This window comes from Leifsonia sp. CL147, from assembly GCF_900114565.1.
Lineage (GTDB): Bacteria > Actinomycetota > Actinomycetes > Actinomycetales > Microbacteriaceae > Leifsonia.
Genome location: NZ_FOTM01000001.1, coordinates 678 through 25,116, shown reverse-complemented (window position 1 = coordinate 25,116; position 24,439 = coordinate 678). Strand labels below are relative to the sequence as shown.

Here is a 24,439-nt window from a genome sequence, read left to right as displayed (position 1 = left end):
CACTAACCCGAGTCATCACGCCAGAAGGAGTCCGCATTGAGCCCAGATAGCCGCCTGCTCGCAGGCCGATATCAGGTGGGCGAGCTCATCGGCCGGGGCGGCATGTCGGACGTTCATCGCGGCACCGACTCCCGACTCGGGCGAACGGTCGCGATCAAGCTGCTCAAGCCGTCCCTGGCGACCGATCCCGCGTTCCGCACGCGCTTCCGTCAGGAGGCGCAGGCCGCGGCCCGCATGACGCACCCCACCATCGTCCGCGTGTTCGACGCCGGCGAAGAGACGGTGCGCGAGCCGAACGGGCACGAGGCGCAACTGCCCTTCATCGTGATGGAGTACGTCGACGGCGTTCTTCTGAAAGATCTCATCGCGAAGGGTCCGCTCGAGCTGTCCGAGGCGGTGCGCATCACCGAGGGCATCCTGACCGCCCTCGAGTACTCGCACCGGGCGGGCGTCGTGCACCGCGACATCAAGCCCGGCAACGTGATGATCACGAAGACCGGCCAGGTGAAGGTGATGGACTTCGGCATCGCCCGCGCCATCAGCGACTCGTCCGCGACGGTCGCCCAGACCACGGCTGTGCTGGGCACCGCCAGCTACTTCTCACCGGAGCAGGCCAAGGGCGAGTCCGTCGACGCTCGCACCGACCTCTATTCGACCGGTGTCGTTCTCTTCGAGATGCTGACCGGGCGCGCCCCGTTCCGCGGCGACACCCCGGTCGCGATCGCCTACCAGCACGTCAGCGAGACCGCGGTCGCGCCGAGCACGGTGAATCCCAAGATCTCTCCCGCGATGGATGTGGTGGTCGCCCGGGCCCTGACCAAGGACCGCTTCGAGCGCTATCAGACCGTGGCCGAGTTCCGGGCCGACCTCGAGGAGGCCGCGGCCGGCCGCGTCCCGAAGCGCAAGCACGAGGACGAGTTCGCGGAGACCCTGTTCGGCCCCCCGCCCAGCACGGTGTCGGGACCGGAAGCGGCCTTCCGTCAGCTCGCCGAGGACCAGACGATGACGCGCACCCAGCGGCGCCCTCCCGTCATCTGGATCTGGGCCGGCATCGCCATCATGGCGGTCGTGATCGTCGCTGTGCTCGGGTGGGTCCTGCGTCTCGCTCCGAGCACCACGATGCCGGACAGCTCGCGCAAGGTGCCCAACCTGTCGGGGCAGACCATCGACAAGGCGACCTCCGAGCTCGACGGCATGAAGCTGAAGTGGTCGCAGACCACGGAGTCCAGCCCCACCTACTCGCAAGGCCAGGTGATCCGCACCGATCCGGCCGCCGGAATCGTCGTCGCGACGGGCGACACCATCATGCTCTACGTCTCCACAGGCAAGAAGACCGTGTCGGTCCCCGACGTCCACAACATGACGGTGGATGCGGCCACGCAGGCGCTGCAGCAAGCAGGGCTGACGGTCGGACCGACCACGACCGAGAATTCGCCCAGCGTCCCGGCAAATGTGGTCATCTCCACCGATCCGGCGGCGAACACGTCCGCCCACGAGGGCGACGCCATCGGTCTTCATGTGTCGAGTGGCAAGGTGACGCTCACGGACCTCACCGGGCAGACCATCCAGGCGGCAACGGGCATCCTGTCCCAGCTGGGACTGACGGGCAACCCGAAACCCGACCCGACGTGTCCGCAGGACAAGGGCGCCACGATGGTGCACACCCAATCGGTGGCACCCGGCGACGTTCCTCAGGGCAGCACGGTCGATCTGACCTACTGCTCGGGCTGAGCGAGCCGGCCCGGTAGCGAGCCGCTCAGCCCAGCTTGACCAGCGGGTTGAGCGAGCGCGAGGCCTCCGCCGCACCGGCGAGACCCGCGACCTCGAGCCAGTTGCCGAGCATCCGGTAGCCGCCCTCCGTCAGCACGGACTCGGGATGGAACTGCACGCCGTAGATGGGTGCCTCGCGGTGCTGCAGCGCCATGATGACGCCTCCCGCCGTGCGGGCAGTGACCGTCAGGTCCTCCGGAAGCGTCCCGTCCACCACGGCGAGCGAGTGGTAGCGCGTGGCGGTGAAGGGCTGCGCCACGCCGTCGAAGAGGCGGCTCTGGTCGTGGGTCACCTGCGAGGTCTTGCCGTGCATCAGCTCCTCGGCATTCGTGACGACCCCGCCGAACGCCTCCGCGATCGCCTGGTGGCCCAGACACACCCCGAGCAGAGGCTGACCGGTGCGCAGCACCTCCTCGACGACCGGGATGGACACCCCGGCATCGCCCGGCTTCCCGGGACCGGGAGAGATGAGGACAGCGTCGTACTCGGCGAGCGTCGCCGGCACGTCGGCCGCCGCGATGTCATCGTTGCGGATGACCACGGTCTCAGCGGCCAGCTCGCGCAGGTAGCCGTTCAGCGTGTAGACGAAACTGTCGTAGTTGTCGATGACGAGTACTCGGGTCACGGCCCCACGGTACCTTCCTGGGGACCGAGGAGCGAATCCACCCACGGGAACACCCAGCTCACCAGCGCGAACAGCACGACCGCCACGAGAGCCAGCACGATGAGGATGCGCAGCCACACCGGCCCGGGCAGCACGCGCCATAACGCTCCGTACACGGTCAGCCTCCCTGTCCGACCGCGGCGGCGATCTCACTCGGCACGTCCTGCGGAGGCGCGAACGACTGGAACACGTTGTACGCGATCAGGCGCTCGCCCGCGTGGAACGGCGGGTTGCACGTCGTGATGGTCATCAGCCGGTCCACCGGCGTCGCCTGCGGCTGGCGCGGGACGGGCAGAAGGACTTGCACGGCCGACGGCTGGACGAACTCGAAGTTGCGGAAGACGTACGTGTACCAGCCGTCCTTCGTCTGCACATAGATACGGTCACCGATGTGCAGCTTCGACAGGTCGATGAAGGTGTTGCCCCACCCGGAGTCGTGCCCGGCCACAGCGAAGTTCCCCACCTGTCCCGGCAGCTGCGAGTCGATGTAGTGACCGACACCGGCGGTGTAGCTGTTGAGCACGCGCTCGACGTCGACCGTCTGACGGATCGTGCGCTTCCAGTCCGGGCCGAGCCGCGGGACATAGATCACCGCGAACGGCTCGTAGGGGGCCGGCTTCGCCATCACGGGAGGGTCCACCTGGGCCGGCTTCGTGTCCGGAGCGGCCTTCGGCGCCTTGAGGGCGTCATCGATCCACTTCTGACTCTGCTCGGCGGCGGCTTTCGTCTGCTGCCCGGAGACGACGAGGTTGTTCCACCAGATCTGCCAGCCCAGGAAGAGCAGGACCAGCACCCCGGCGGTGATCAGCAGCTCTCCGATGACGCCAACGACCGAGACGCGGCGTCGCGGCCGGCGCCGCCGGCGCGGCCGGGTCTCGAGGCTGGTCATGTCCCAGATTCTAGAGAGCTTCGCTGGGAAACGATCGCGCTCTCCACAGCCCTGGGTCCGCCCGTATCCCCCGTTCGGGGGCATCAGGAACCTCTGGGCCTTCCCCGCTAGACTGGGGTGCTATGGCACGCAGCAAGTCGAAGACGAGACCCGAGCGACCGGTCCGAGCCGAGCGCAGCGCCGCTGCGTCCGGCGAAGAGGCCCCGAACCCGGTCTGGTTCAAGCCGATCATGTTCGGCTTCATGCTGCTCGGACTGGTCTGGATCATCGTGTTCTACGTCAGCCAGAACCAGTACCCCATCCCCGCGCTCGGCGCCTGGAACATCCTGGTCGGCTTCGGAATCGCCTTCATCGGCTTCCTGATGACCACGCGCTGGCGCTAGCACCGAGCGCGCCAGCACTTCTCGTCTCCCGGATCCGGGTCGGCCTTGCGCCGGCCCGGATTCGTCGTTCTCCACACTATCCACAGGGCGCTTGTGAGTAGTTCCCGCGTGTTCACCCGCAGTGTCCCCAGTGTTAATAAGCCTGTGGAGAGTTACGCCGGTGTAATTCCTCACAGTGTTAATAAGCCTGTGGATAACTTATCCACGTGGTGTGGGAACTACACGAAGAAGTGGATGAGGCTCAGTGCCACGAGCGCGACGCAGAGAAGCACGAGCAGTGGCAGCTGCCACCGGCGTCGCTGCGCCTGCCGGGTCTCGACGTAGATCAGCCCGACCAGGAACCCGCCGACCAGACCGCCGACGTGCGCCTGCCAGGCGATGTTGAATCCCGGGAGGAAGCCGATCGCCAGGTTCAGCGCCACGAGCACGAGGATCTGCGTCGCGTTTCCGCCCAGCCGTCGCTGGATGATGAAGAACGCGCCCAGCATCCCGAAGATCGCGCCCGACGCACCGAGAACGGGCTGCAACGGTGAGGTCAGCAGCAGGACGCCGACCGACCCCGCGAACCCGCTGATCAGGAACAGCGCCAGATAGCGGGCCCGGCCCAGGAGCGGCTCGAGCGCCATCCCGAACACCCACAACGTGTACATGTTCAGGCCGATGTGGATGAAATTGGCGTGCGCGAAGATGCTGGTCAGCATCCGCCAGGGTTGGAAGGCGCCGAACGCCGATGCCGGGTACGAGTACGCCCCGGCATAGACCAGCGATTGCGTGACCGAGGGCACGAACGTCTGGACGATGAACACGAGCACGCAGAGCGCGATGATCGCGTACGTGATCGTCGGCGCGCCCGACCCTGTGGCGCGCGTGACCCACGCCGGCTTGGTCCGTGGATGCGTGGCGCGCTGCTGGGCCATGCACTCCGGGCAGATCACGCCGACAGCTGCGGGAGTCTGGCAGGCGCCGCAGATCGTCCGGCCGCACCTCTGGCAGAGGACGAAGCTCTGACGGTCAGGATGTCGGTAGCAGTAGTTCGCGCGGGCGTCGACGGGCTGAGTCATGGGTACCGTTCGCCCGCGTGCCTCAGAGCTGCTCGACGTCGATGGACTCGATCACGACGTCGTCGAGCGGACGGTCGCGTGCGTCCGTCGGGAGCTCGGCGAGCTTGTCGACGACCTTGCGCGAGGCGTCGTCCGCCACCTCGCCGAAGATCGAGTGCTTGCCCTGCAGCCACGTGGTCGGCCCGACCGTGATGAAGAACTGCGAACCGTTGGTGCCGCGGCCGCCCTGGATGCCGGCGTTCGCCATCGCCAGCATGTACGGCTGCGTGAAGTCGAGCTCCGGGTTGATCTCGTCGTCGAACTGGTAGCCCGGCCCGCCGACACCCTGACCGAGCGGGTCGCCGCCCTGGATCATGAACCCCGGGATGATGCGGTGGAAGACGACACCGTCATAGAGAGGAGTGTTCGACTTCGCGCCCGTCGAGGGGTGCGTCCACTCGATCTCACCTGTCGCCAGCCCGACGAAGTTGCGAACCGTCTTGGGCGCGTGGTTGCCGAAGAGGTTGACCTTGATGTCTCCGTAGTTAGTGTGGAGCGTGGCGACAGCGGTGTGCTTAGACATGGCACCAATTCTTGCACAGCGCGTATAGCCGACTTGGGCCGTCCCGGGAGCTCTCGGGCCATCCCCAGCCCTTTCGGTGGCAAGATGGACTTCAGTCGCCACCCCGATGCAACGGAGGAACAGATGAGCCTGACACGGAAGCGCAAGAAGGAGCTCACGCGACTGCGCAACGGAGCCGAGGATCTGTGGGCCCAGCAGCAGGAGGTGCTGGCGAACGCCAACGCGCTGGCTGCCGAGGCCCGCAAGCAGGCGGCGTACTACACGCGCGAGGAGCTCGCGCCGCGGGTCCGTGAGGGATACGAGCAGTACGTGCTGCCGGCGGCCCAGACGGCGAAGTCCACCGCAGGCCACTACGCCGACCAGGCCCGCCGGCGAGTGGTGAGCGACGTCATCCCTGCTGTCGGGACAGCTGTCGGAACAGCTCTCTCCGTGGTCGACCACGCCCGCGCCGCCCGAGCTGCCGCCTTCGCCGGCGACTTCAAGAAGGCCGGCAAAGAGCTGGCCAAGAAGCCGAAGGCGGCCCCGCCGAAGTCCGGCCCCGGCGCAGGCGGTGTCATCGCCATCGGTCTCGGTGTCATTGCGGCCGTCGGCCTGCTCTATGCGGTCTGGCAGACCTTCCGCGCCGACGACGAGCTCTGGGTCGCCGACGAGGAGGCCACTCCTCCGGTGTCCGACAGCACCGCGCTGTAGTCGGCCTCAGGGTCTTTTCGGGGGTTTCCCCGATGGCGCAGGACGCGCGCCGCCTGCGATTCTGGTCAGCATGAACACTTTGACACGTCCTCGCGAAGGTCGAATCCTCGGCGGAGTCTGCGCCGGTCTCGCACACCGTTTCGGCATGCGGCCCTGGACGGTCCGCCTGCTGTTCCTGCTGTCGTGCTTGCTGCCGGGTCCGCAGTTCATCGCCTACATCGCGATGTGGATCATCGTCCCGGGCGAGCAGCCGAGGACGGCGACCCTCTAATCCTGGAGAGCGCCGGCCATCCCGAGCGCGATATCGATGAGCTCGACACGACGCTTCGGCATGCCGGTGAGTGAGAACCAGCCGGCCTCGTCCGTCGTGCCGTCCAGCTCGTTCGTCAGTCGACCGCCGACGATGCTCGCGCGGTAGACGATCCGGAGCGCGTGGAGCGGACCGGCCTCCGGGACGAAGCGGTGCTCCGCCGGGATCACCTTGGAGTCGATGCCCAGCAGCGGGCCCGCCTCCGCCTGGTAGCCGGTCTCCTCCGCGATCTCGCGGACCACCGCATCCACCGGGTCCTCGCCCGGCTCGATCCCGCCGCCGGGCAGCGTCCAGCCCGACCGGCCGCCCTCGTTCCAGTGGGCGAGGAGGATCCGGTCGCCCTCGGTGATCACGCCGTAGGCAGCAACCCTGATGTCCATTGCACCAACGTACTGCCCAATGTCGGAGGCGACGGGCAGACTAGTGACGATGCCCGAACTGCCGGAAGTCACCGCCCTCGCCGCCGACCTGGATCGTCGGCTGAAGGGGCGCGTCATCGAGCGGCTCAACGTCCTCGCGTTCGCGGCGCTGAAGACGTTCGATCCTCCCGTCGAGGCCGTGAAGGGTCTGACGATCGCGGGTGTCTCCCGCCACGGCAAGTTCCTCGACATCGCGGCCGGCGACCTCCACATCGTGGTGCATCTCGCCCGAGCGGGCTGGATCCGCTGGCGCGACGGCCCACCACCCCCGCCGAGCGGGCGACCGGGCTCCGGCCCGCTCGCCGCGCGCCTGGTGCTCGACGACGGCAGCGGGCTCAACATCACCGAGGCCGGGACGAAGAAGAGCCTGGCCATCTACGTCGTGCACGAGCCCTCCGACGTTCCCGGCATCGCCCGGCTCGGACCCGACCCTCTGGATCCGTCCTTCACGGTGGATGTCCTCGCCGGCATCCTGGCCGCGCAAGGTCGCGCCCAGATCAAGGGCGTGCTGCGCAATCAGTCGGTGATCGCCGGCATCGGCAACGCCTACTCGGACGAGATCCTGCACGTCGCCACGATGTCGCCGTACAAGCCGGCGAGCATGCCGGCGGATGACGTCGCCCGCCTCTACGACGCGATGCAGTCCACGCTTCGGGAGGCGTTGTCGCGTGCCGACGGCCTCGCCGCCTCCGAGTTGAAGAGCGAGAAGAAGTCGAACCTCCGGGTTCACGGACGCACGGGCCAGCCGTGTCCCGTGTGCGGCGACACCATCCGCCAGGTGATCTTCCACGACTCGACGTTCCAGTACTGCCCCACCTGTCAGACCGGCGGCAAGCCGCTGGCCGACCGCGTCCTCTCCCGTCTTCTGAAGTAGCGGCCGGAGAGCACGGCCGGTCAGCAGGCGCAGTCGATCGCGGCGACCGGGGCGGTGAGGGGATCCGCATCCCGGTGCACGTCGCCCGCGTCGTCCACGACCGGCAATCCTTCGCGCGCCCAGTACTCGAAGCCGCCGATCATCTCCCGGACGTCGTAGCCGAGCAGGCTGAACGCGAGGGCCGCTCGCGTGGATCCATTGCATCCCGGGCCCCAGCAGTAGACGACGACCGGCAGGTCGAGCGGGATCAGCTCCGCCGCTCGCGCGGCGATCTCGGCGGTCGGGAGGTGGATGCTGCCGGCGATCCGTCCTTGCTGCCACGCCGGCTCGCGTCTGCTGTCGACGACCACGATGCGCTCGCCCGCATCCATCGCGGCTTTCAGATCGGAGGGGTCGGTCTCGAACCGCAGCTTGGCGGCGAAGTGACGGGCTGCGTCTGAGGTCTGTGTCGTCATGCTTCGAGAGTAGGAAATCCGGGGCCGCCGCTGAAGAGACGATCGACGGCATCCGGCAGTATCTACCGTCGATCTCGTGGAAGAATCCCGCTATGGCCGCCAATTCTCCGTTCATCGCCGACAGCACCGACAGAACGCTGCTCGCGGAGTTGCAGCGCGACGGCCGTCAGTCGATCGCCGAACTTGCACGCACCGTCCACATGTCGAACAGCGCGGTCGCGGAACGCGTCCGGAGGCTGGAGGAGGCAGGCGTGATCGCGGGCTACCGTGCGGTCGTCGAGCCCGAACGGCTCGGCTACGGCATCCTCGCCTACCTGCGGCTGCGCTACCCGAGCAGCCAGTACTCGCCGCTGTACGACCTGCTGACCGGGATTCCGGAAGTGGTGGAGGCGCATCACGTGACCGGCGACGACTGCTTCATCCTCAAGGTGGTCGCCACCTCCATGCGGCACCTGGAGCAGATCAGCGGCGCGGTCGGGACGCTCGGCAGCGTCACGACGAGCGTCTCCTACTCGAGCCCGATCCCCAGCCGCCCGGTCGTCCCGCCCACCGACTGAACCAGACGCAGCTCTACAAGATCGTCGCGCGCATCCGATCCATCACGGTGGACGAATACGTCTGGCACCCGTAGAAAACACAACGCCCCGCGGGGCGGGGTGTTGGCTGGGTGCGGGAGGCCCGGGGGCGTCCTGCGCGTCAAGCCTAGCTTCCCCCGCGGACACACGCCACGCGCGTGTCCGCAAATGTGGAGCCTAGGAGATTCGAACTCCTGACATCCTGCTTGCAAAGCAGGCGCTCTACCAACTGAGCTAAGGCCCCGAATGGACACAGGGTGGGGATACGAGGACTTGAACCTCGGACCTCTTCGTTATCAGCGAAGCGCTCTAACCGCCTGAGCTATATCCCCGAATGGGCAGATACGAGACTACCCGATCCGCCCAGGCATTGTGAAATCGATCAGTTGTTGGTGAAACCGACCAGGAGGCCCCCGGTGATCTTCACCGAGAGGTTGTACAGGAGGGCGAAAACAGCGCCGAGAGCGGTCACCACGACGATGTCGAGGATGGCCACGATCAGCGAGAAGCCCATGACCTGCCCGAGACCCAGGATGGAACGGAGGTCGCTGCCGCCGGCGCCCGAGATGTCCTTGAACAGGCTGTTGATCTGGTCGAAGATGCCGGTGCGGTCGAGCACGGTCCAGATGAGGAACGTGCCGACGATCGCGATGACGGCCAGGCAGATGCCGGCGAGGAACGACAGCTTCACGGTGGACCAGAAGTCGACATAGACCAGCTTGAGCCGCACCTGCTTCGCGGTTGCGGGTCGTCGGGACGACTTCTTGGCCAACTTCTCGGCGACACTACTGCTCATCTACGGTTTCATCCTTCCCGACCGCCTCGTCGTCCTCCGCGGGAAGGGAGACTTCGAGGGCGCGTTCGGTGTTCTTCGCCAGTGCGATGATCTTGTCCGACTCGGCGAAACGTGCAAAGACGACACCCATGGTGTCGCGGCCCTTGGCAGGTACCTCGGCCACGGCAGAGCGTACCACCTTGCCGCTGGCAAGAACCACAAGGACCTCGTCGTCTTCGCCCACGATCAGGGACCCCACGAGGTCACCGCGATCGTCGTGCAGCTTGGCCACCTTGATGCCCAGTCCGCCTCGGCCCTGCAGGCGATATTGGTCGGCCGCGGTGCGCTTCGCGTAGCCGCCCTCGGTGACGACGAACACGAATCCCTCGTCCGAGACGACCGACGCGTCGAGCAGTCTGTCGTCGCCGCGGAAGTGCATCCCGATCACGCCGGAGGTCGAACGTCCCATCGGACGCAGCGCCTCGTCGGACGCGGTGAAGCGGATGGACATGCCCTTGCGGGAGACCAGCAGCAGGTCCGAGTCCTCCTCGACCAGCAGCGCCGAGACGAGCTCGTCGCCCTCCCGCAGCTTGATGGCGATGATGCCGCCCGTGCGGTTGGTGTCGTACTCGTCCAGTGCGGTCTTCTTGATGAGTCCGTCGCGGGTGGCGAGCACCAGATACTTCGCCGCCTGATAGTCGCGGATGTCGAGGATCTCGGCGATGTCCTCCCCCGGCTGCAGCGCCAGCAGGTTGGCCACGTGCTGGCCCTTCGCGTCGCGGCCGGCCTCCTGCACCTCGTACGCCTTCGCGCGATAGACGCGGCCTTGGTTGGTGAAGAAGAGGAGCCAGTGGTGCGTCGTCGTCACGAAGAAGTGGTCGACGACATCCTCGCCGCGCAGCTGCGCACCCTTCACGCCCTTGCCGCCGCGGTGCTGGCTGCGGTAGTTGTCGCTCCGCGTCCGCTTGATGTAGCCGCCGCGGGTCACGGTGACCACCATCTCCTCTTCGGGGATGAGGTCCTCGACGCTCATGTCGCCGTCGTAGCCGAACATGATCTCGGTGCGCCGGTCGTCGCCGAACCGGTCGACGATCTCGGTGAGCTCTTCGCTGATGATCGAGCGCTGACGCGCCGGGTCGTCGAGGATCGCCAGGTACTCGGCGATCTCCTTCTCGATCTTGTCGTGCTCCTCGATGATCTTCTGACGCTCGAGCGCCGCGAGCCGGCGCAACTGCATCGCCAGAATCGCGTCCGCCTGCACGTCGTCGACGTCGAGCAGGTCCTTGAGGCCGTCGCGCGCATCCTCGACGGTGGGAGAACGGCGGATCAGCGCGATGACGTCGTCCAGCGCATCCAGCGCCTTGAGGTATCCGCGCAGGATGTGCGCACGCTCCTCCGCCTTCCGCAGCCGGTACCGGGTGCGGCGGACGATGACCTCGACCTGGTGGTCGACCCAGGCGACGATGAACCCCTCGAGCGACAGCGTGCGCGGGACGTTGTCCACGATCGCGAGCATGTTCGCGCCGAAGTTCTCCTGCAGCTGGGTGTGCTTGTAGAGGTTGTTGAGGACGACCTTCGCGACGGCGTCCCGCTTGAGCACGATGACGAGTCTCTGTCCGGTGCGGCCGGAGGTCTCGTCGCGGATGTCGGCGATGCCGCCGATACGGCCCTCTTTGACGAGGTCGGCGATCTTGATGGCCAGGTTGTCGGGGTTCACCTGGTACGGCAGCTCGGTGACGACGAGGCAGACGCGGCCCTGGATCTCCTCGATCGTGACGACGGCACGCATCGTGATCGAACCGCGGCCGGTGCGGTACGCGTCCTGGATGCCCTTCACACCGAGGATCTGCGCCCCGGTCGGGAAGTCCGGTCCCTTGATCCGCTTGATGAGCTCCTCGAGCAGCTCCTCGCGCGGGGCGTCCGGGTGCTGCAGGTACCAGAGGGCGCCGTCCGCGACTTCGCGGAGGTTGTGCGGCGGGATGTTCGTGGCCATGCCGACCGCGATACCGACCGATCCGTTCACCAGGAGGTTCGGGAAGCGGCTGGGCAGGACCGCCGGCTCCTTCGTGCGACCGTCGTAGTTGTCCTGGAAGTCGACGGTCTCCTCGTCGATGTCGCGCACCATCTCCAGTGCGAGCGGAGCCATCTTCGTCTCGGTGTACCGCGGCGCCGCGGCGCCATCGTTGCCCGGGGAGCCGAAGTTGCCCTGGCCGAGCGCGAGCGGGTAGCGAAGGCTCCACGGCTGGACCAGCCGGACCAGGGCATCGTAGATCGCCGAGTCGCCGTGCGGGTGGAACTGGCCCATCACGTCGCCGACAACACGGGCGCACTTGGAGAACGCCTTGTCCGGCCGGTAACCGCCGTCGAACATCGCATAGATGACGCGGCGGTGCACCGGCTTCAGGCCGTCGCGCACCTCGGGCAGCGCGCGCCCGATGATGACCGACATGGCGTAGTCGAGGTACGACCGCTGCATCTCCGATTGGAGGTCGACCTGGTCGATCCTCCCGTGGATGCCGAAGCCGGCTCCGTCTCCCGACACGTTCTCTTCGTCCGTCACAGTCTTCTCTTCCTCGTGGTCACTCAGCAGTTCATCGGCGCGTCAGCGTCAGATGTCGAGGAACCGCACGTCCTTGGCGTTCTTCTGGATGAACGAGCGGCGCGACTCCACGTCCTCGCCCATCAGCGTGGCGAAGATCTCGTCCGCGGCGGCCGCATCGTCGAGCGTCACCTGGAGCAGCGTCCGCGTCTCCGGGTTCATGGTGGTCTCCCACAGCTCCTGGTAGTCCATCTCACCGAGACCCTTGTACCGCTGCACGCCGTTGTCCTTCGGGATGCGCTTGCCGGCCGCGAGCCCGTCCGCCATGAACGCGTCCCTCTCGCGATCGGAGTAGACGTACTCGTGGTCGGCGTTCGTCCACTTGAGCCGGTAGAGCGGCGGCTGCGCGAGATAGACGTAGCCGAGCTCGATCATCGGGCGCATGTAACGGAACAGCAGCGTGAGCAGCAGCGTCGTGATGTGCTGGCCGTCGACATCCGCGTCGGCCATGAGCACGATCTTGTGATACCGCGCCTTGTCCGGGTTGAAGTCCTCGCCGATCCCGGCGCCGAACGCCGTGATCATCGCCTGGACCTCGTTGTTCGCGAGGGCCCGGTCGAGGCGGGCCTTCTCCACGTTCAGGATCTTGCCACGCAGCGGCAGGATCGCCTGCGTCTCGGGGTTGCGGCCTTGCACCGCGGAACCGCCGGCCGAGTCGCCCTCGACGATGAAGATCTCGGAGACCGTCGGGTCCTTCGACTGGCAGTCCTTGAGCTTGCCGGGCATCCCGCCGCTCTCGAGGAGGCCCTTGCGTCGCGCCGTCTCGCGCGCCTTGCGGGCGGCGAGGCGGGCGGTGGCCGCCTGCAGCGCTTTGCGGATGATGTCTCTCGCCTGGTTCGGGTTGCGGTCGAACCAGTCGCCGAGCTGGTCGCCGACGACCTTCTGGACGAACGCCTTCGCCTCGGTGTTGCCGAGCTTGGTCTTGGTCTGGCCTTCGAACTGCGGCTCGGAAAGCTTCACGGAGATCACTGCGGTCAGACCCTCGCGCACGTCGTCGCCGGAGAGGTTGTCGTCCTTCTCCTTGAGGATGCCCTTCTCGCGCGCATACCGGTTGACCAGCGTGGTGAGCGCGGCGCGGAAGCCCTCTTCATGGGTTCCGCCCTCGTGCGTGTTGATCGTGTTCGCGTAGGTGAAGACGCTCTCGTTGTAGCTCGTCGTCCACTGCATGGCGACTTCGAGGGCGATCTTGCGATCGGTGTCCTCCGACTCGAACGAGATGATCTCGTCGTGGACGACCTCCGCCTTCTTGGCGGAGTTGAGGTAGTGGACGTAGTCCATCAGCCCGTTCTCGTACCGGAAGACGTCGTGGCGCGCGGTGAGGATCTCGTCATCCACTTCGCCTTCGACCGGCTCGATCTCCGGCGGGCGCTCGTCGGTCAGCGCGATCCGCAGCCCCTTGTTCAGGAAGGCCATCTGCTGGAAGCGGGTCCGGAGCGTCTCGTAGTCGAAGACCACCGTCTCGAACGTCTCGGTGCTGGGCCAGAAGGTGATCGTGGTCCCGGTCCGGTCGGATGCCTCGCCCTGCTCGAGCGGCGCCTCCGGCACACCATTGCGGTAGCTCTGGCGCCAGACGTATCCCTGCCGGTACACCTCGATGTCGAGCCGCGCGGACAACGCGTTCACGACCGAGCTGCCGACGCCGTGCAGTCCACCGGACACGGCGTATCCGCCGCCGCCGAACTTTCCGCCGGCGTGCAGGATCGTGAGGACGACCTCGACGGTCGACTTCTTCTCGACCGGATGCTCGTCGACCGGGATGCCGCGGCCGTTGTCGACCACGCGCACGGCGCCGTCGGCGAGGATGGTCACTTCGATGTTGTCGGCATGCCCCGCGAGCGCTTCGTCGACCGAGTTGTCGACGATCTCGTAGACCAAGTGGTGGAGACCCCGGGGACCGGTGGAACCGATGTACATTCCGGGTCGCTTGCGGACGGCTTCGAGACCTTCGAGGACCTGGATCTCATTCGCGCCGTAATCGTGTTCCGCCTCGGCCCTGTTCGGTTCCATCGTCATATGAAATTAGGCTCCTGACCGCACTCGACAGTGACTCTCCATTCTACCAAGTGCGAAGCGGCGAATTGCCCGAAAACGGCCGTCTGACGCATTTTCCTGCACGAGGCGACCTCTTTTGCGCTCTCAGCCGTAAGTATCGCGCGGACCGCGCCCTGGAATCGACCTGGGGCCTCTTTTCCACGAGGGGACGTCGGGGCCCTGAATGTGGATCGACTCGATGCCCGCGTTCGGGAAGCGATCCGCGATCCGCGCGAGAAGCTCAGACCTCATCATGCGCAGCTGCGTCGCCCACGCGGTCGACTCGCAGCGCACGACCAGCACACCGTCGGCGATCTGGTCCGGGATGGCGTGCTTCGCGATCTCCTCGCCGGCCAGCTCACGCCAGCCGTCGAGCAGGTCGGACTGGGCCAGCGGCGAGGTCCAGCCGAGCTGCGCGGCCAGCGCATCCACAACATCCCCGACGCCGTGCGGATCCCGGCCCGAGCCGAACGGCTTGCTCACCCCTGGCTGATCCTCGCGTCGCGCGGTCCGCCGGCCCCGCGACGGCGTTCCGGTGAAGAGCGCTTTGAGCCGCAGGTACACGGCGCTCGCTTCACTGCTGTCGCCTGCATCGACTCCCCTCGGGATCCGTTCAGGCATCCGGATCCTCCACGATCGCGCCGGCCTCGATGCGCACGGTGTGCGCCGTGAGCTCCTCGGGCACATCGTCGAGCACGGCCGCCGTGATGAGGACCTGCTCGTAACCGGCTACGGCGGTTGCAAGCTTCCGACGCCGGGCCTGGTCCAGCTCGGCGAACACGTCGTCGAGGATGAGGACGGGGTCGCCCGTGGTGGACTCGCGCCGCAGCAACTCCGCGGACGCCAGCTTCAGAGCCAGAGCGAAGGACCACGACTCGCCATGGCTGGCGTAGCCCTTGGCGGGGAGCTCGTTCAGCTCGAACAGCACGTCATCCCGGTGCGGTCCGACCAGGGTGAGTCCGCGCTCCAGTTCTTTGCGGCGCACGGCCGACAGTGCGCGGCGGAACGCCTCGGTCGTCGCGACACCGGCTGAGCCGGTCACATCGTCGGGCTCCGCCCCATCGTCGTCCTCGACATGCGCGCCGAGGATGGTGAGCTGAGGAATCAGCCGGGGATGGTGATCGTCGCCCGCAACCGAGCGGTACGTCGCGATCAGCGGATCGCTCAGCCGTTCGATCAGGTCGAGTCGTGCGTCGATCAGCTCAGAGCCCAGCTGGACGAGGCGGTCGTCCCAGATCTCCAGGGTGCCGAGCTGGTCCTCGCGCACCCGCGAGGCACGGGCCGACTTGAGGAGGGTGTTGCGCTGCTTCAGCACCCGTTCGTAGTCGGCGATCACGGCCGAGAACCGCGGATTCCTTTGGATCAGCAGCTGGTCGAGGAATCGGCGACGGATGCCCGGCTCTCCGCGGACCAGCGCCAGATCCTCCGGAGCGAAGAGCACGCTGGAGAAGTATCGCGGCAGCTCGCGGGGCTTGATGGCCCCGCGATTGACCTGCGCCCGATTGGCCGAGCCGCGGTTCAGCTGCACCTCGATGAGGAGCTCGCGGCCGTCGTGCTGGATCCTGGCGCGGACGATCCCGGCGTCGGCGTCCTTGCGGATCATCGCCTGGTCGCTCGACACCCGATGCGATCCGAGCGTGCTCAGGTAGCCGAGCGACTCCACGAGGTTGGTCTTTCCCTGGCCGTTGCGGCCGACGAACAGATTCGCGCCGGCCGCGAACGGCACCTCCGCCGTGCGGTAGTTGCGGAAGTCGGTCAGGGAGAGATGTGTGACACGCACAGAGATTTTCGGCCGGCCGGGATTCTCAGTCCACAGCCTTCACGGCGTGGCCGCCGAACTGGTTGCGCAGCGCGGCGACAGCCTTCATCGCCGGCGAGTCCTCCTGGCGCGAGACGAACCGCGCGAAGATCGAGGCGCTGATCGTCGGAACCGGGACGGCGTTGTTGAGCGCTTCCTCGATGGTCCAGCGGCCTTCGCCCGAGTCCTGCACGTAGCCTTCGATGTGCTCGAACTCCGGATCCTGCTCGAGTGCGCGCACCAGCAGGTCGAGCAGCCAGGAGCGCACGACGGTTCCGCGCTGCCACGCCTTGAAGGTCCCGGTGACGTCCTTGATGATGTCCTTGCGGGTGTCGAGGAGCTCGTAGCCTTCGGCATAGGCCTGCATGAGCGCGTACTCGATGCCGTTGTGCACCATCTTCGCGTAGTGACCGGCACCGACCTCGCCGACATGGACGAAACCTTCGTCGCGCGGACCTTCGGGACGCAGGGCGTCGAACACCGGCATCACACGCTCCACCTGCACGGCAGAGCCGCCGACCATGAGTCCGTACCCGTTCTCGAGGCCCCAGATGCCACCGGAGACTCCGGCATCCATGAAGTCGATGCCCCGCGGAGCGAGCAGAGCCGAATGTGCGAAGTCCTCGGTGAACTTGGAGTTGCCTCCATCGATGACCAGGTCGCCCTTCTCCAGGACGGGCTCGAGCTCGCGGATGACCGAATCCGTGATGGCGCCGGCGGGAACCATGACCCACACAGTGCGCGGGGCCGGAAGGGCGGCCACCAGGTCGGCGATCGTCGCGACGTCCGAGACCTCGGGGTTCGTGTCGTAACCGGTGACGTCGATGCCGTTCTTCTCGAGACGGGCGCGCATGTTGTTGCCCATGCGTCCGAGTCCGATGAGGCCGATGTGCATGATTGTCCTTCTTCTGTTGCTTCAGCGGCGCCGGGAACTAGCGCAGGAGCAGGTTCGGCTGGAGCAGGTACTTGTACGAGTCCGCTCCCGACTGATCCTTCGACGTCTGGCTCGTGATGAGCACAGGCCCCGGCTTGTTGGGATTCTCGGTCTTGGTGAACGAGATGCGCACGAATTCCGAGTGCACCGCCCCGAGACCATCGAGCAGGAACTGCGGCTTCAATGAAACCACCGTCTCCTGGCCAGTGAGAAGAGCGTCGATGCTCTCGGATGCCTGCGCCTGCTCGGATCCGATCGCTTCCAGCGTCAGTCCATCGGCGGTGAAGGTGAAGCGGAGCGCTGCCTCGCGCTCGAGAACCAGCGAGACGCGGCGGGTCGCTTCGATGAGCTCGGCGGTGTTGATCACCGCGTAGTTGTCGACCTGCTCGGGGAAGAGCCGCCGGACGGGCGGGAAGTTGCCCTTGATCAGCAGGGAGGTCACGGTCTTCTTGTCGGCGGTGAAGGCGATCAGCTCACGGTCGTCGCGATTGGTGATCGAGATCGAGACGGTGCCGCTGTGGCCGAACGTCTTGCCGATCTCTGTCAGGGTCCGAGCCGGCACCAGTGCCGTCACGGACTCGCCGGAGGTGGTCCCGTTGTCCCAGTCGATCTCCCGGACGGCGACGCGATACCGGTCGGTGGCGACGAGTCCGAGGGTGTTGTCCCCGACCTCGAGCTGGACGCCCGTGATCACGGGGGTCACATCGTCTCGCGACGCGGCGACACCGACCTGAGCGACCGCCTCCGCGAACTCCTCGGCCGGGACCAGCCCCGCTTCGCCGCTGACCTGCGGGATGCTCGGATATTCCTCGACCGGCATGGACAGCAGGGTGAAGTTCGCCGAACCGGCGCGGACGACGATCTTCGATTCCTCCGTCGAGAACTGCACGGGTGCGTTCGGAAGCTTGGAGGCGATCTCCGCCAGCAGTCGTCCGGAGACGAGGACGCGACCCGGTTCTTCCACCTCGGCGGAGATCTCGGTCTGGGCCGAGACTTCGTAGTCGAACGACGACAGCCTGAGGCCGGCGTCGGTCGTCTCGATCAGCACACCGCTCAAGATCGGGAGGGTGGTCCGCTGAGGGAGGAGCTTCACGGCAAACGAGACGGCCTCGCTGAACACATCCCGATTGGCTTGGAACTTCACGAAGTCACCTCTGTCGGCTCACGGATAACGGACGTGACAAATCCTAGCCCCTGGCCTGTGACGCGGAAGCGGCGAAGGCCTCAGCCCTTGAGGTTCTCGCCCGCCCCCTTCAAGAAGAGTTAAGAAGTAATCGTGTTAACCGCTGTGGAGAATGTGGATAACTCTGTTGAAGCCAGGCGAACAGCGGGAACTACACCGCGGTGACTTGTTGATGACCTGAGGAATCCGGGTGTTCACAGTGATCCGTCGGCCCTGGCCCGAGGCGGCGCTTTTCACAGCGGCTCGGTGTTCGTCCCCATTAAGGGGTGAGTTGTCCGGAAGCTATCCACAAGTTATCCACAAGTGTTAATAACGCACTCTCCCCACTCTGGGGATGGATATGTGGATAACTCGCGGGTCCAGAGGCGCTCGACGAGTCGTCGACTACTTGCCGTAGCGGTGGTTCTGCTTGATCCGGCTGGTGAGCTCGGTCACCTGGTTGTAGATCGAGCGCCGCTCCTTCATGAGCTCGCTGATCTTCTTGTTCGCGTACATCACGGTGGTGTGGTCGCGTCCGCCGAAGAGCTGGCCGATCTTCGGAAGGGAGAGGTTGGTCAGCTCACGGCACAGGTACATGGCGATCTGACGGGCGGTGGCCACCGCCTGTGAGCGGCTCGAGCCGTAGAGGTCGTCGACGCTGAGCTTGAAGTACTCCGCCGTGTTGGTGATGATGTCGGTCGGAGCGATGACATTGTCGTCGTCGAGCGTGATCAGGTCCTTCAGCACCGTCTGCACCAGCGGCATGTCGACCGGCGTGCGGTTGAGGCTGGCGAAGGCGGTGACGCGGATCAGCGTCCCCTCGAGCTCGCGGATGTTGCTGGACACCTTCGACGCCATGAACTCGAGGATGTCGTCGGGCACCTGGATCTTCTCGCTCTGCGCCTTCTTGCGCAGGATCGCGATGCGCGTCTCGAGGTCGGGAACCTGGACATCGGTGATCAGTCCCCACTCGAAGCGGGACCGCATCCTGTCCTCGAAGCCCGTCAGGTGCTTCGGCGGGAGGTCCGAGGTGATGACCACCTGCTTGTTGTGGTCGTGGAGCGTGTTGAAGGTGTGGAAGAACGCCTCCTGCGTCTCGACCGCTCGCTGCAGGAACTGGATGTCGTCGATCAGCAGGATGTCGATGTTCCGGTAGCGCGCCTGGAACGACGACCCCCGGTTGTTGGCGATCGAGTTGATGAAGTCGTTGGTGAACTCCTCCGACGACACGTACCGGACGCGGATGCCCGGGTACAGGCTCATGGCGTAATGGCCGATGGCGTGCAGGAGGTGGGTCTTGCCGAGCCCGGAGTCGCCGTAGATGAAGAGCGGGTTGTACGCCTTCGCGGGTGCCTCGGCCACGGCGACCGCAGCCGCATGCGCGAAGCGGTTGGACTGACCGATGACGAAGTTGTCGAAGCTGTACTTGGCGTTGAGCCGGGTGTCGCCGCCACGAGGTGGTGCCGTGATCTCGGCCGGAGGGCTGACCATCGTGGCCGGCTGATCCACGTAGGAGGGTGCGCTCTCGGGCTCGGCCGTGGGCGCGGCCATGGTCTCCTGCTGGATCTCGGGGTTGACGACGATCGCGAAGGTGTTGACCTCGAGGGTGTGGTCGAGGGAGCCGATGGCACTCAGCAGGGGGAGCCGGCTGCGCTGCTCGATCATCCCGCGAGTGAACTCGTTGGGGACCTCCAGGTAGAAGGTCCCGGCCATGATGCCCTTGGGCTCGACCAGACTGAGGAAGCCGTACAGCTGGGGGGTGATGCGGTCATCGGTCTCGAGCTTGCCGAGCACGTCCTGCCATGCCGTAGCTATGGACTCTTCGCCGCCTGCCATCGTTCCCCGTCTTCGTCTGTTGCGGATGCCGTCAGCCCGACGAGGGAACGAGTCGCCCCCGGTGACTCTCGTCGGGTTGGCGGCTCGGATGCCGCCGGTGGGTATTCACAGAGTTATCCACCGCTGTGTGAGAAATACCGTAGCGATCTCCGGCCGGAATTGGGATGGGCTGGGGATAACTTTCGACCTCACGGTAACTTGTCCACAGAACGTCGATCAAATCCGATCCGCGGCATACGTCGGCGCGTCGCAAGCCGCTTCGCTGCCAATACCGTGCATAATCGGTGGTTTTCGGTCGATCGGTTTGACCTCGCCCCCGCAAGGCCGTAGTTTTAATCAGTTGACTTCAGCCGTTTAGGCTGCCCTGAAACTTTCCTGGCCTCCCCGTGCTGGCCGTTTTCTCAGCACAGGCCTGTGAAGAGACCACCACGGAGATTGATATGAGCAAGAGAACGTTCCAGCCGAACAACCGCAAGCGCGCGAAGACCCACGGGTTCCGCCTCCGCATGCGTACGCGTGCGGGTCGTGCGATCCTCGCGGCTCGTCGCCGTAAGGGCCGCGAGACGCTGTCGGCCTGATCCTCCCCGGTAGAGGGCCTTCCCGGTGCTCGCCAAAGCGAATCGCATCACGCGAGGTGCGGATTACCGGGCGGTGGTACGACGCGGCGCTCGCTTCACTGGAGCGAGCACTGTGACGTACGTCCGTCCCGATGCCGGCTCCGACGTGGTGCGTTTCGGCTTTATCGTGAGCAAGTCGGTGGGCAACGCGGTTCAACGCAACCTCGTTCGTCGTCGGCTCAAGGCTGCCGCCTACGAGCTGCTCCCCGGCTTCCGCTCCGGCGGGCAGGGAGTGGATGTGGTGGTCCGCGCATTGCCAGCCTCCGCCCAAGCGCCGTGGGCTAGCCTGCACGAAGAGCTCCTCGGGGCCTCGATCCGTTTCTCCACCCGCAGTCACACCAGTAAGGGCAGCGTCCGTCCATGAACACCGCGATCGCAGCAGTGCTCCTCGCGCCGCGGAACGCGGCCGTGCTGGTACTGCGTGCCTATCGCGCTGTGATCTCGCCGATCTACGGTGATGTCTGCCGCTACTACCCGTCGTGTTCGGCCTACGCATTGCAGGCCATTCAGCAGCACGGCGTGATCGTGGGATCCGTGCTCGCCATCCGGCGCATAGCCCGCTGCCACCCGTGGGCGGCCGGAGGGGTCGACGACGTCCCCCCGGCGAGGAAGCCTCGCTACCGGGTGACCCGGTTCGGATTCGTCGTCTCCACCAGCCACGGCGGCTTCATCAGCCACGGAAAGGCCTAGCAGTTAGTCATGCCTGACATTTTCGGTACCATCCTCTGGCCTATCAAGTGGGTCGTGGAGCTGATCCTGGTCGCCTTCCACGGGCTCTTCACGTTCATGGGGCTGGACCCCGCAGCAGGTGGCACCTGGGTGCTGGCGATCATCGGTCTGACGGTGGTCGTTCGTGCAGCCCTCATTCCGATCTTCGTGCGACAGATCAAGAACCAGCGAAGGATGCTGGAGATCGCGCCCCAGCTGAAGAAGATCCAGGACAAGTACAAGGGCAAGAAGGACCAGTTCTCTCGCGAGGCGATGTCTCGCGAGACCATGGAACTCTACAAGAAGACGGGTACCAACCCGCTGAGTTCGTGCCTCCCTCTGCTGCTGCAGATGCCGGTGTTCTTCTCGCTGTTCCAGGTGCTGAACGGTGCGCAGGGCGGTCACGCCGGAGTCGGCCCTCTGAATGCAGAGTTGGCCGAGCAGTTCGGGAATTCGACCCTGTTCGGGGTCGCTCCCCTGCACCAGAGCTTCCAGGGAGCGATGAACTCCCACCCTCAGCAGATCGCCGTCATGGTGATAGCAGCCGTTATGGTTGTTTTGATGACGGGGTCGCAGTTCCTCACTCAGCTGCAGATCGTCTCCAAGAACATGTCGCCGGAGACCAAGGCGAGCCCGCAGTTCAAGCAGCAGCGCATCCTGTTGTACCTGCTCCCCTTCGTCTTCCTGTTCTCGGGCTTCGCGTTCCCCCTGGGTGTCATGTTCTACTGGCTGACCTCGAACCTGTGGACCATGGGTCAGCAGTTCCTGGTGATCCGCAACATGCCGACGCCAGGATCGGATGCCGCGAAGGCGCGCGAGGTACGCCTCGCCAAGAAGGGCAAGCTGGTTCAGGATGGTTCAACCGTTCTGGCGGTCGAAGAGCAGCCGAAGAGACAGCCTGCCCAGCGCGTCCAGCCCGTGAGCAAGACGCGCGCCAAGAAGCAGGCCGGAAAGTAGTGAGGACCTCCAACCGATGACCGACGTGCAGACCTCCTCCCCCGAGCCCTCGGACGTCTCCGAGAACGTTCCGCTCGTCGAGGACACCGAAACTCCGACGCCGGCGGATCTCGATCGCGAAGGCGACATCGCTGCCGACTACATCGAGGAATTGCTCGACATCGCGGATATCGATGGCGACATCGACATCGACACGCGCAACGGTCGCGCGTACATCTCGGTGAACGCGGAGAACGATTCCAACCTCGCTGTGTTGTCGCAGGCGGACACCGTGGCAGCTCTCCAGGAGCTGACCCGCCTCGCGGTTCAGAACAAGACCGGCGGCTATTCGCGTCTGATCCTCGATATCGCGGGTTCCCGTGAGGCACGCCAGGCGGAGCTTGCGCGGCTCGTAGACCGTGCCATCGAGCGACTGACGGAAGGCGCCGCCGAGGCGGAGTTGCCGCCCATGTCGTCGTATGAGCGCAAGCTCGTGCACGACCTCGTCTCGGAGCGCGGGTACGTATCGACGTCGCACGGTGAGGGGCGCGACCGCCACACCGTCATCTCCGCTGCGTAAGTTTCACGTGAAACAGTGACGGACTTCGAACAGGAACCTTCCGCAGCGGCCGGTCTCTTCGGCGAGCGGATCGGGCTCGCGCGGCAGTTCTCCCGGAACCTCGCCGATCAAGGTGAAGAACGTGGTCTCATCGGGCCGCTCGAACTCCCCCGCCTCTGGTCGCGACACATTCTGAACTGTGTGATCGTCGCTCCCCTGCTACGGCCCGGCCTTGTCGGCGACGTCGGAAGCGGCGCCGGCCTGCCAGGGCTGGTCTTGGCAATTGCGCGTCCGGATGTGTCCTTCGTTCTGATCGAGCCGATGGAGCGCCGGGTTGCGTGGCTGAAGGAGCAGGTGGATGAACTGGGACTTTCCAATGTGACGGTCTCCCGCGCGCGGGCTGAGGATGCACGGCTCGACCGACCGCTGGACCAGGTGACGGCTCGGGCGGTCAGTGCATTCCGGAAGCTCCTCCCGCTGACCGCTCCCCTGGTTCGCGATGGCGGCGAACTCGTTCTGATGAAGGGCGCCGCCGCCAGCTCCGAGGTCGAGGCTGCCGCAAAGGAGATCCGCAAGTTCGCGGTGCACGACATCGAGGTTCTGATGCTCGGGGAAGGCGTTCTGGATGAAGTCACCCGCGTGATTCGGGCCGTCATTCGCTAGGTCGGCGCCGTCGCCGGCGGCCGAGAATGCCTCCTAGACAACGGAAGCACGCGCTTCGCTTGCGTGAGAGCCGTTCTAAGGCCTTCCGTGGGAGTGCCGGCCGGCCGTTTCCGCTCTTTTTCGGGCTGCCGATGACGGCTTCTCGTCCTGGTTTTGCGAGGGTGGCGTCGCGGAACTGCTCGGAACGAGCGCGCGGGCGGAGGTGCTGGCGCCAACGAGGTGGCGTGCCGCGCGTGGTTTCAGTGTCGTTGCGAGCGGGACGTGTGGCAATCGCGGAAGCCGCATGTGTCAGCGCGCTCGCGCGATGTGATGTGCCTGTGTGAGGCGGACGTCGCGCGTTTCGTCATCGAGTGGTGTTCGCTTCTGGACCTGGGACCGTTCGGTCAGGCGACTCGTCGGCCGGTTGCGCCCCACCCCCCGGGGCTCGGGGAGATTCGCTGAGAGCAACGAGACGCGACCAGGGGTCGTCAGAACCCAGGACTTCGTCGCCCGGCCCGTCCTGGCGAGGAGTCAATCAATAGACGGATTGCGCAACTAACGTGCCTATCGCCACCGCGACTCCGACCAGGAGGGGCTGCACGAAGACGAGGACCCCAGCCGCGAGTATCGGAACGAGAATCGGAGACAGCCAGACGAGGATCGCCATGCCGGCCGCGCCCTCCATGCTGACGACACTAGCGCAGGGAAGGAGTCACCGAGGGTCGTCGGAGCCCCCGTTGGTTCCGTCTCTGAAGTGAGTCGGCTTGGATCCAGTTCACGACATGCGGACGCTCGCGGTCTGTCTGCTTCGATCAGGAGTGGGACGCCGCTGTCGCCTCTCGACGTGAACTGAGTCTGCCTCTCGGTGAGGCTGCGGATGGATCTCGAGTCGAGGGCTGGCTTCGCCGGCGCATTTGGACAGACATGCTGGCGTTTCACGTGAAACGGGGCGAACTGGGCGCCCAGGTGCGGAAGCAGTGATGAGGGGTGGACCTCACGGACGGCACGAAGCCCGTTTTCCCCGCCCGGGAATCGGAGAGGGTCATTCGCGAGACGCTCTCGCCTACCTCACCGAGATAGCGCTGGCGCTTGGGGTCGCTGCCGCTGGTCTCCGCTGCCGCTGGTCTCCGCTGCCGCTGGTCTCCGCTGCCGCTGGTCTCCGCTGCCGCTGGTCTCCGCTGCCGCTGGTC

Annotated in this window: 27 protein-coding genes and 2 tRNA genes; 12 read left to right on the top strand and 17 right to left on the bottom strand. The window is 65.9% G+C overall.

What is annotated here, in order from left to right; translation table 11 throughout:
• Nucleotides 1-36: 36 nt before the first annotated feature.
• Complete coding sequence (gene pknB, locus BM287_RS00145; protein ID WP_170857366.1) at nt 37-1,731, top strand: Stk1 family PASTA domain-containing Ser/Thr kinase; 1,695 nt, start codon at nt 37-39, stop codon at nt 1,729-1,731.
• A gap of 25 nt (nt 1,732-1,756) precedes the next feature.
• Here pknB and BM287_RS00140 read toward each other — a convergent pair whose 3' ends face one another.
• From BM287_RS00140 to BM287_RS00135, 3 genes are read right to left on the bottom strand one after another with little or no spacing between them, the layout of a single operon-like run.
• On the bottom strand, nt 1,757-2,395 hold the full coding sequence (locus BM287_RS00140; RefSeq protein ID WP_090035526.1) for an anthranilate synthase component II: 639 nt from the start codon (nt 2,393-2,395) through the stop codon (nt 1,757-1,759).
• A complete protein-coding gene (locus BM287_RS17405) occupies nt 2,392-2,550 on the bottom strand; it encodes a DUF4175 domain-containing protein (RefSeq protein ID WP_139230579.1) in 159 nt (52 codons plus the stop codon). The genes BM287_RS00140 and BM287_RS17405 overlap by 4 nt, the downstream gene beginning before the upstream one ends.
• 2 nt (nt 2,551-2,552) lie before the next feature.
• Nucleotides 2,553-3,323 (bottom strand): class E sortase, encoded by a 771-nt coding sequence (locus BM287_RS00135; protein WP_090035528.1) that lies wholly within the window; start codon nt 3,321-3,323, stop codon nt 2,553-2,555.
• 122 nt (nt 3,324-3,445) lie between these two features.
• Here BM287_RS00135 and BM287_RS00130 point away from each other — a divergent pair, with 122 nt between their 5' ends.
• Nucleotides 3,446-3,706, top strand: coding sequence for a cell division protein CrgA (locus BM287_RS00130; protein WP_090035530.1), 261 nt, complete (start codon nt 3,446-3,448; stop codon nt 3,704-3,706).
• Nucleotides 3,707-3,924: 218 nt separating this feature from the next.
• On the opposite strand, the gene BM287_RS00125 is transcribed toward BM287_RS00130, so the two are convergent.
• Nucleotides 3,925-4,767, bottom strand: coding sequence for a rhomboid family intramembrane serine protease (locus tag BM287_RS00125; protein ID WP_090035531.1), 843 nt, complete (start codon nt 4,765-4,767; stop codon nt 3,925-3,927).
• Nucleotides 4,768-4,789: 22 nt separating this feature from the next.
• Nucleotides 4,790-5,329, bottom strand: coding sequence for a peptidylprolyl isomerase (locus BM287_RS00120; RefSeq protein ID WP_090035533.1), 540 nt, complete (start codon nt 5,327-5,329; stop codon nt 4,790-4,792).
• Between the two features lie 123 nt (nt 5,330-5,452).
• Here BM287_RS00120 and BM287_RS00115 point away from each other — a divergent pair, with 123 nt between their 5' ends.
• Together BM287_RS00115 and BM287_RS18240 are read left to right on the top strand one after the other, a co-directional pair.
• Nucleotides 5,453-6,019, top strand: a complete 567-nt coding sequence (locus tag BM287_RS00115; RefSeq protein WP_090035535.1) for a hypothetical protein — start codon at nt 5,453-5,455, stop codon at nt 6,017-6,019.
• Nucleotides 5,928-6,290, top strand: coding sequence for a PspC domain-containing protein (locus BM287_RS18240; protein ID WP_348271686.1), 363 nt, complete (start codon nt 5,928-5,930; stop codon nt 6,288-6,290). Before BM287_RS00115 ends, BM287_RS18240 begins: the two co-directional genes overlap by 92 nt.
• On the opposite strand, the gene BM287_RS00105 is transcribed toward BM287_RS18240, so the two are convergent.
• Nucleotides 6,287-6,709, bottom strand: a complete 423-nt coding sequence (locus BM287_RS00105) for an NUDIX hydrolase (protein WP_090035538.1) — start codon at nt 6,707-6,709, stop codon at nt 6,287-6,289. The genes BM287_RS18240 and BM287_RS00105 overlap by 4 nt on opposite strands.
• A gap of 49 nt (nt 6,710-6,758) precedes the next feature.
• Here BM287_RS00105 and BM287_RS00100 point away from each other — a divergent pair, with 49 nt between their 5' ends.
• Entirely contained in the window at nt 6,759-7,622 is an 864-nt protein-coding gene (locus BM287_RS00100) for an Fpg/Nei family DNA glycosylase (protein ID WP_090035637.1), read from the top strand.
• Between the two features lie 20 nt (nt 7,623-7,642).
• On the opposite strand, the gene BM287_RS00095 is transcribed toward BM287_RS00100, so the two are convergent.
• Entirely contained in the window at nt 7,643-8,077 is a 435-nt protein-coding gene (locus BM287_RS00095) for a rhodanese-like domain-containing protein (protein ID WP_090035540.1), read from the bottom strand.
• A 92-nt stretch (nt 8,078-8,169) separates the two neighbouring features.
• Between BM287_RS00095 and BM287_RS00090 the strand changes: the two genes are divergently transcribed.
• Nucleotides 8,170-8,634 (top strand): Lrp/AsnC family transcriptional regulator, encoded by a 465-nt coding sequence (locus tag BM287_RS00090; protein WP_090035541.1) that lies wholly within the window; start codon nt 8,170-8,172, stop codon nt 8,632-8,634.
• A 189-nt stretch (nt 8,635-8,823) separates the two neighbouring features.
• Here the strand turns inward: BM287_RS00090 and BM287_RS00085 are convergent.
• The 10 genes from BM287_RS00085 to dnaA all read right to left on the bottom strand — a co-directional run bounded on the left by BM287_RS00085 (nt 8,824) and on the right by dnaA (nt 19,787).
• Nucleotides 8,824-8,896: transfer RNA gene (locus BM287_RS00085), tRNA-Ala, on the bottom strand.
• Between the two features lie 14 nt (nt 8,897-8,910).
• Nucleotides 8,911-8,984 (bottom strand) — tRNA-Ile (locus tag BM287_RS00080).
• 50 nt (nt 8,985-9,034) lie between these two features.
• The gene (locus tag BM287_RS00075) at nt 9,035-9,448 is read right to left on the bottom strand and encodes a DUF3566 domain-containing protein (RefSeq protein ID WP_090035543.1); all 414 of its coding nucleotides are present in this window, start codon (nt 9,446-9,448) and stop codon (nt 9,035-9,037) included.
• Nucleotides 9,438-11,987 (bottom strand): DNA gyrase subunit A, encoded by a 2,550-nt coding sequence (gene gyrA, locus BM287_RS00070; RefSeq protein ID WP_090035544.1) that lies wholly within the window; start codon nt 11,985-11,987, stop codon nt 9,438-9,440. The genes BM287_RS00075 and gyrA overlap by 11 nt, the downstream gene beginning before the upstream one ends.
• Before the next feature lie 48 nt (nt 11,988-12,035).
• Nucleotides 12,036-14,039: a DNA topoisomerase (ATP-hydrolyzing) subunit B gene (gyrB, locus tag BM287_RS00065; RefSeq protein WP_090035546.1), complete on the bottom strand. Its 2,004-nt coding sequence runs from the start codon at nt 14,037-14,039 to the stop codon at nt 12,036-12,038.
• A gap of 123 nt (nt 14,040-14,162) precedes the next feature.
• Nucleotides 14,163-14,678, bottom strand: coding sequence for a DciA family protein (locus BM287_RS00060; RefSeq protein WP_090035548.1), 516 nt, complete (start codon nt 14,676-14,678; stop codon nt 14,163-14,165).
• Nucleotides 14,671-15,837, bottom strand: coding sequence for a DNA replication/repair protein RecF (gene recF, locus BM287_RS00055; protein WP_090035549.1), 1,167 nt, complete (start codon nt 15,835-15,837; stop codon nt 14,671-14,673). Before recF ends, BM287_RS00060 begins: the two co-directional genes overlap by 8 nt.
• A 25-nt stretch (nt 15,838-15,862) precedes the next feature.
• Complete coding sequence (gene gnd / locus BM287_RS00050) at nt 15,863-16,750, bottom strand: phosphogluconate dehydrogenase (NAD(+)-dependent, decarboxylating) (protein ID WP_090035551.1); 888 nt, start codon at nt 16,748-16,750, stop codon at nt 15,863-15,865.
• A 37-nt stretch (nt 16,751-16,787) separates the two neighbouring features.
• Nucleotides 16,788-17,933: a DNA polymerase III subunit beta gene (dnaN, locus tag BM287_RS00045; protein WP_090035552.1), complete on the bottom strand. Its 1,146-nt coding sequence runs from the start codon at nt 17,931-17,933 to the stop codon at nt 16,788-16,790.
• Between the two features lie 423 nt (nt 17,934-18,356).
• Nucleotides 18,357-19,787, bottom strand: a complete 1,431-nt coding sequence (gene dnaA / locus BM287_RS00040; RefSeq protein WP_090035554.1) for a chromosomal replication initiator protein DnaA — start codon at nt 19,785-19,787, stop codon at nt 18,357-18,359.
• Nucleotides 19,788-20,227: 440 nt separating this feature from the next.
• Here dnaA and rpmH point away from each other — a divergent pair, with 440 nt between their 5' ends.
• From rpmH to rsmG, 6 genes are read left to right on the top strand one after another with little or no spacing between them, the layout of a single operon-like run.
• A complete protein-coding gene (gene rpmH, locus BM287_RS00035) occupies nt 20,228-20,365 on the top strand; it encodes a 50S ribosomal protein L34 (protein ID WP_090035555.1) in 138 nt (45 codons plus the stop codon).
• A gap of 25 nt (nt 20,366-20,390) precedes the next feature.
• Nucleotides 20,391-20,768 carry a ribonuclease P protein component gene (gene rnpA, locus BM287_RS00030; RefSeq protein WP_090035557.1) on the top strand — a complete coding sequence of 126 codons (378 nt, stop codon included), beginning with the start codon at nt 20,391-20,393 and terminating at the stop codon, nt 20,766-20,768.
• Complete coding sequence (gene yidD, locus BM287_RS00025) at nt 20,765-21,094, top strand: membrane protein insertion efficiency factor YidD (RefSeq protein WP_090035559.1); 330 nt, start codon at nt 20,765-20,767, stop codon at nt 21,092-21,094. The genes rnpA and yidD overlap by 4 nt, the downstream gene beginning before the upstream one ends.
• 9 nt (nt 21,095-21,103) lie before the next feature.
• Nucleotides 21,104-22,069 (top strand): membrane protein insertase YidC, encoded by a 966-nt coding sequence (gene yidC, locus BM287_RS00020; protein WP_090035560.1) that lies wholly within the window; start codon nt 21,104-21,106, stop codon nt 22,067-22,069.
• Between the two features lie 16 nt (nt 22,070-22,085).
• A complete protein-coding gene (locus BM287_RS00015) occupies nt 22,086-22,628 on the top strand; it encodes a Jag family protein (RefSeq protein ID WP_090035562.1) in 543 nt (180 codons plus the stop codon).
• Between the two features lie 15 nt (nt 22,629-22,643).
• Complete coding sequence (rsmG, locus tag BM287_RS00010) at nt 22,644-23,270, top strand: 16S rRNA (guanine(527)-N(7))-methyltransferase RsmG (protein ID WP_090035563.1); 627 nt, start codon at nt 22,644-22,646, stop codon at nt 23,268-23,270.
• Nucleotides 23,271-24,439 lie beyond the last annotated feature (1,169 nt).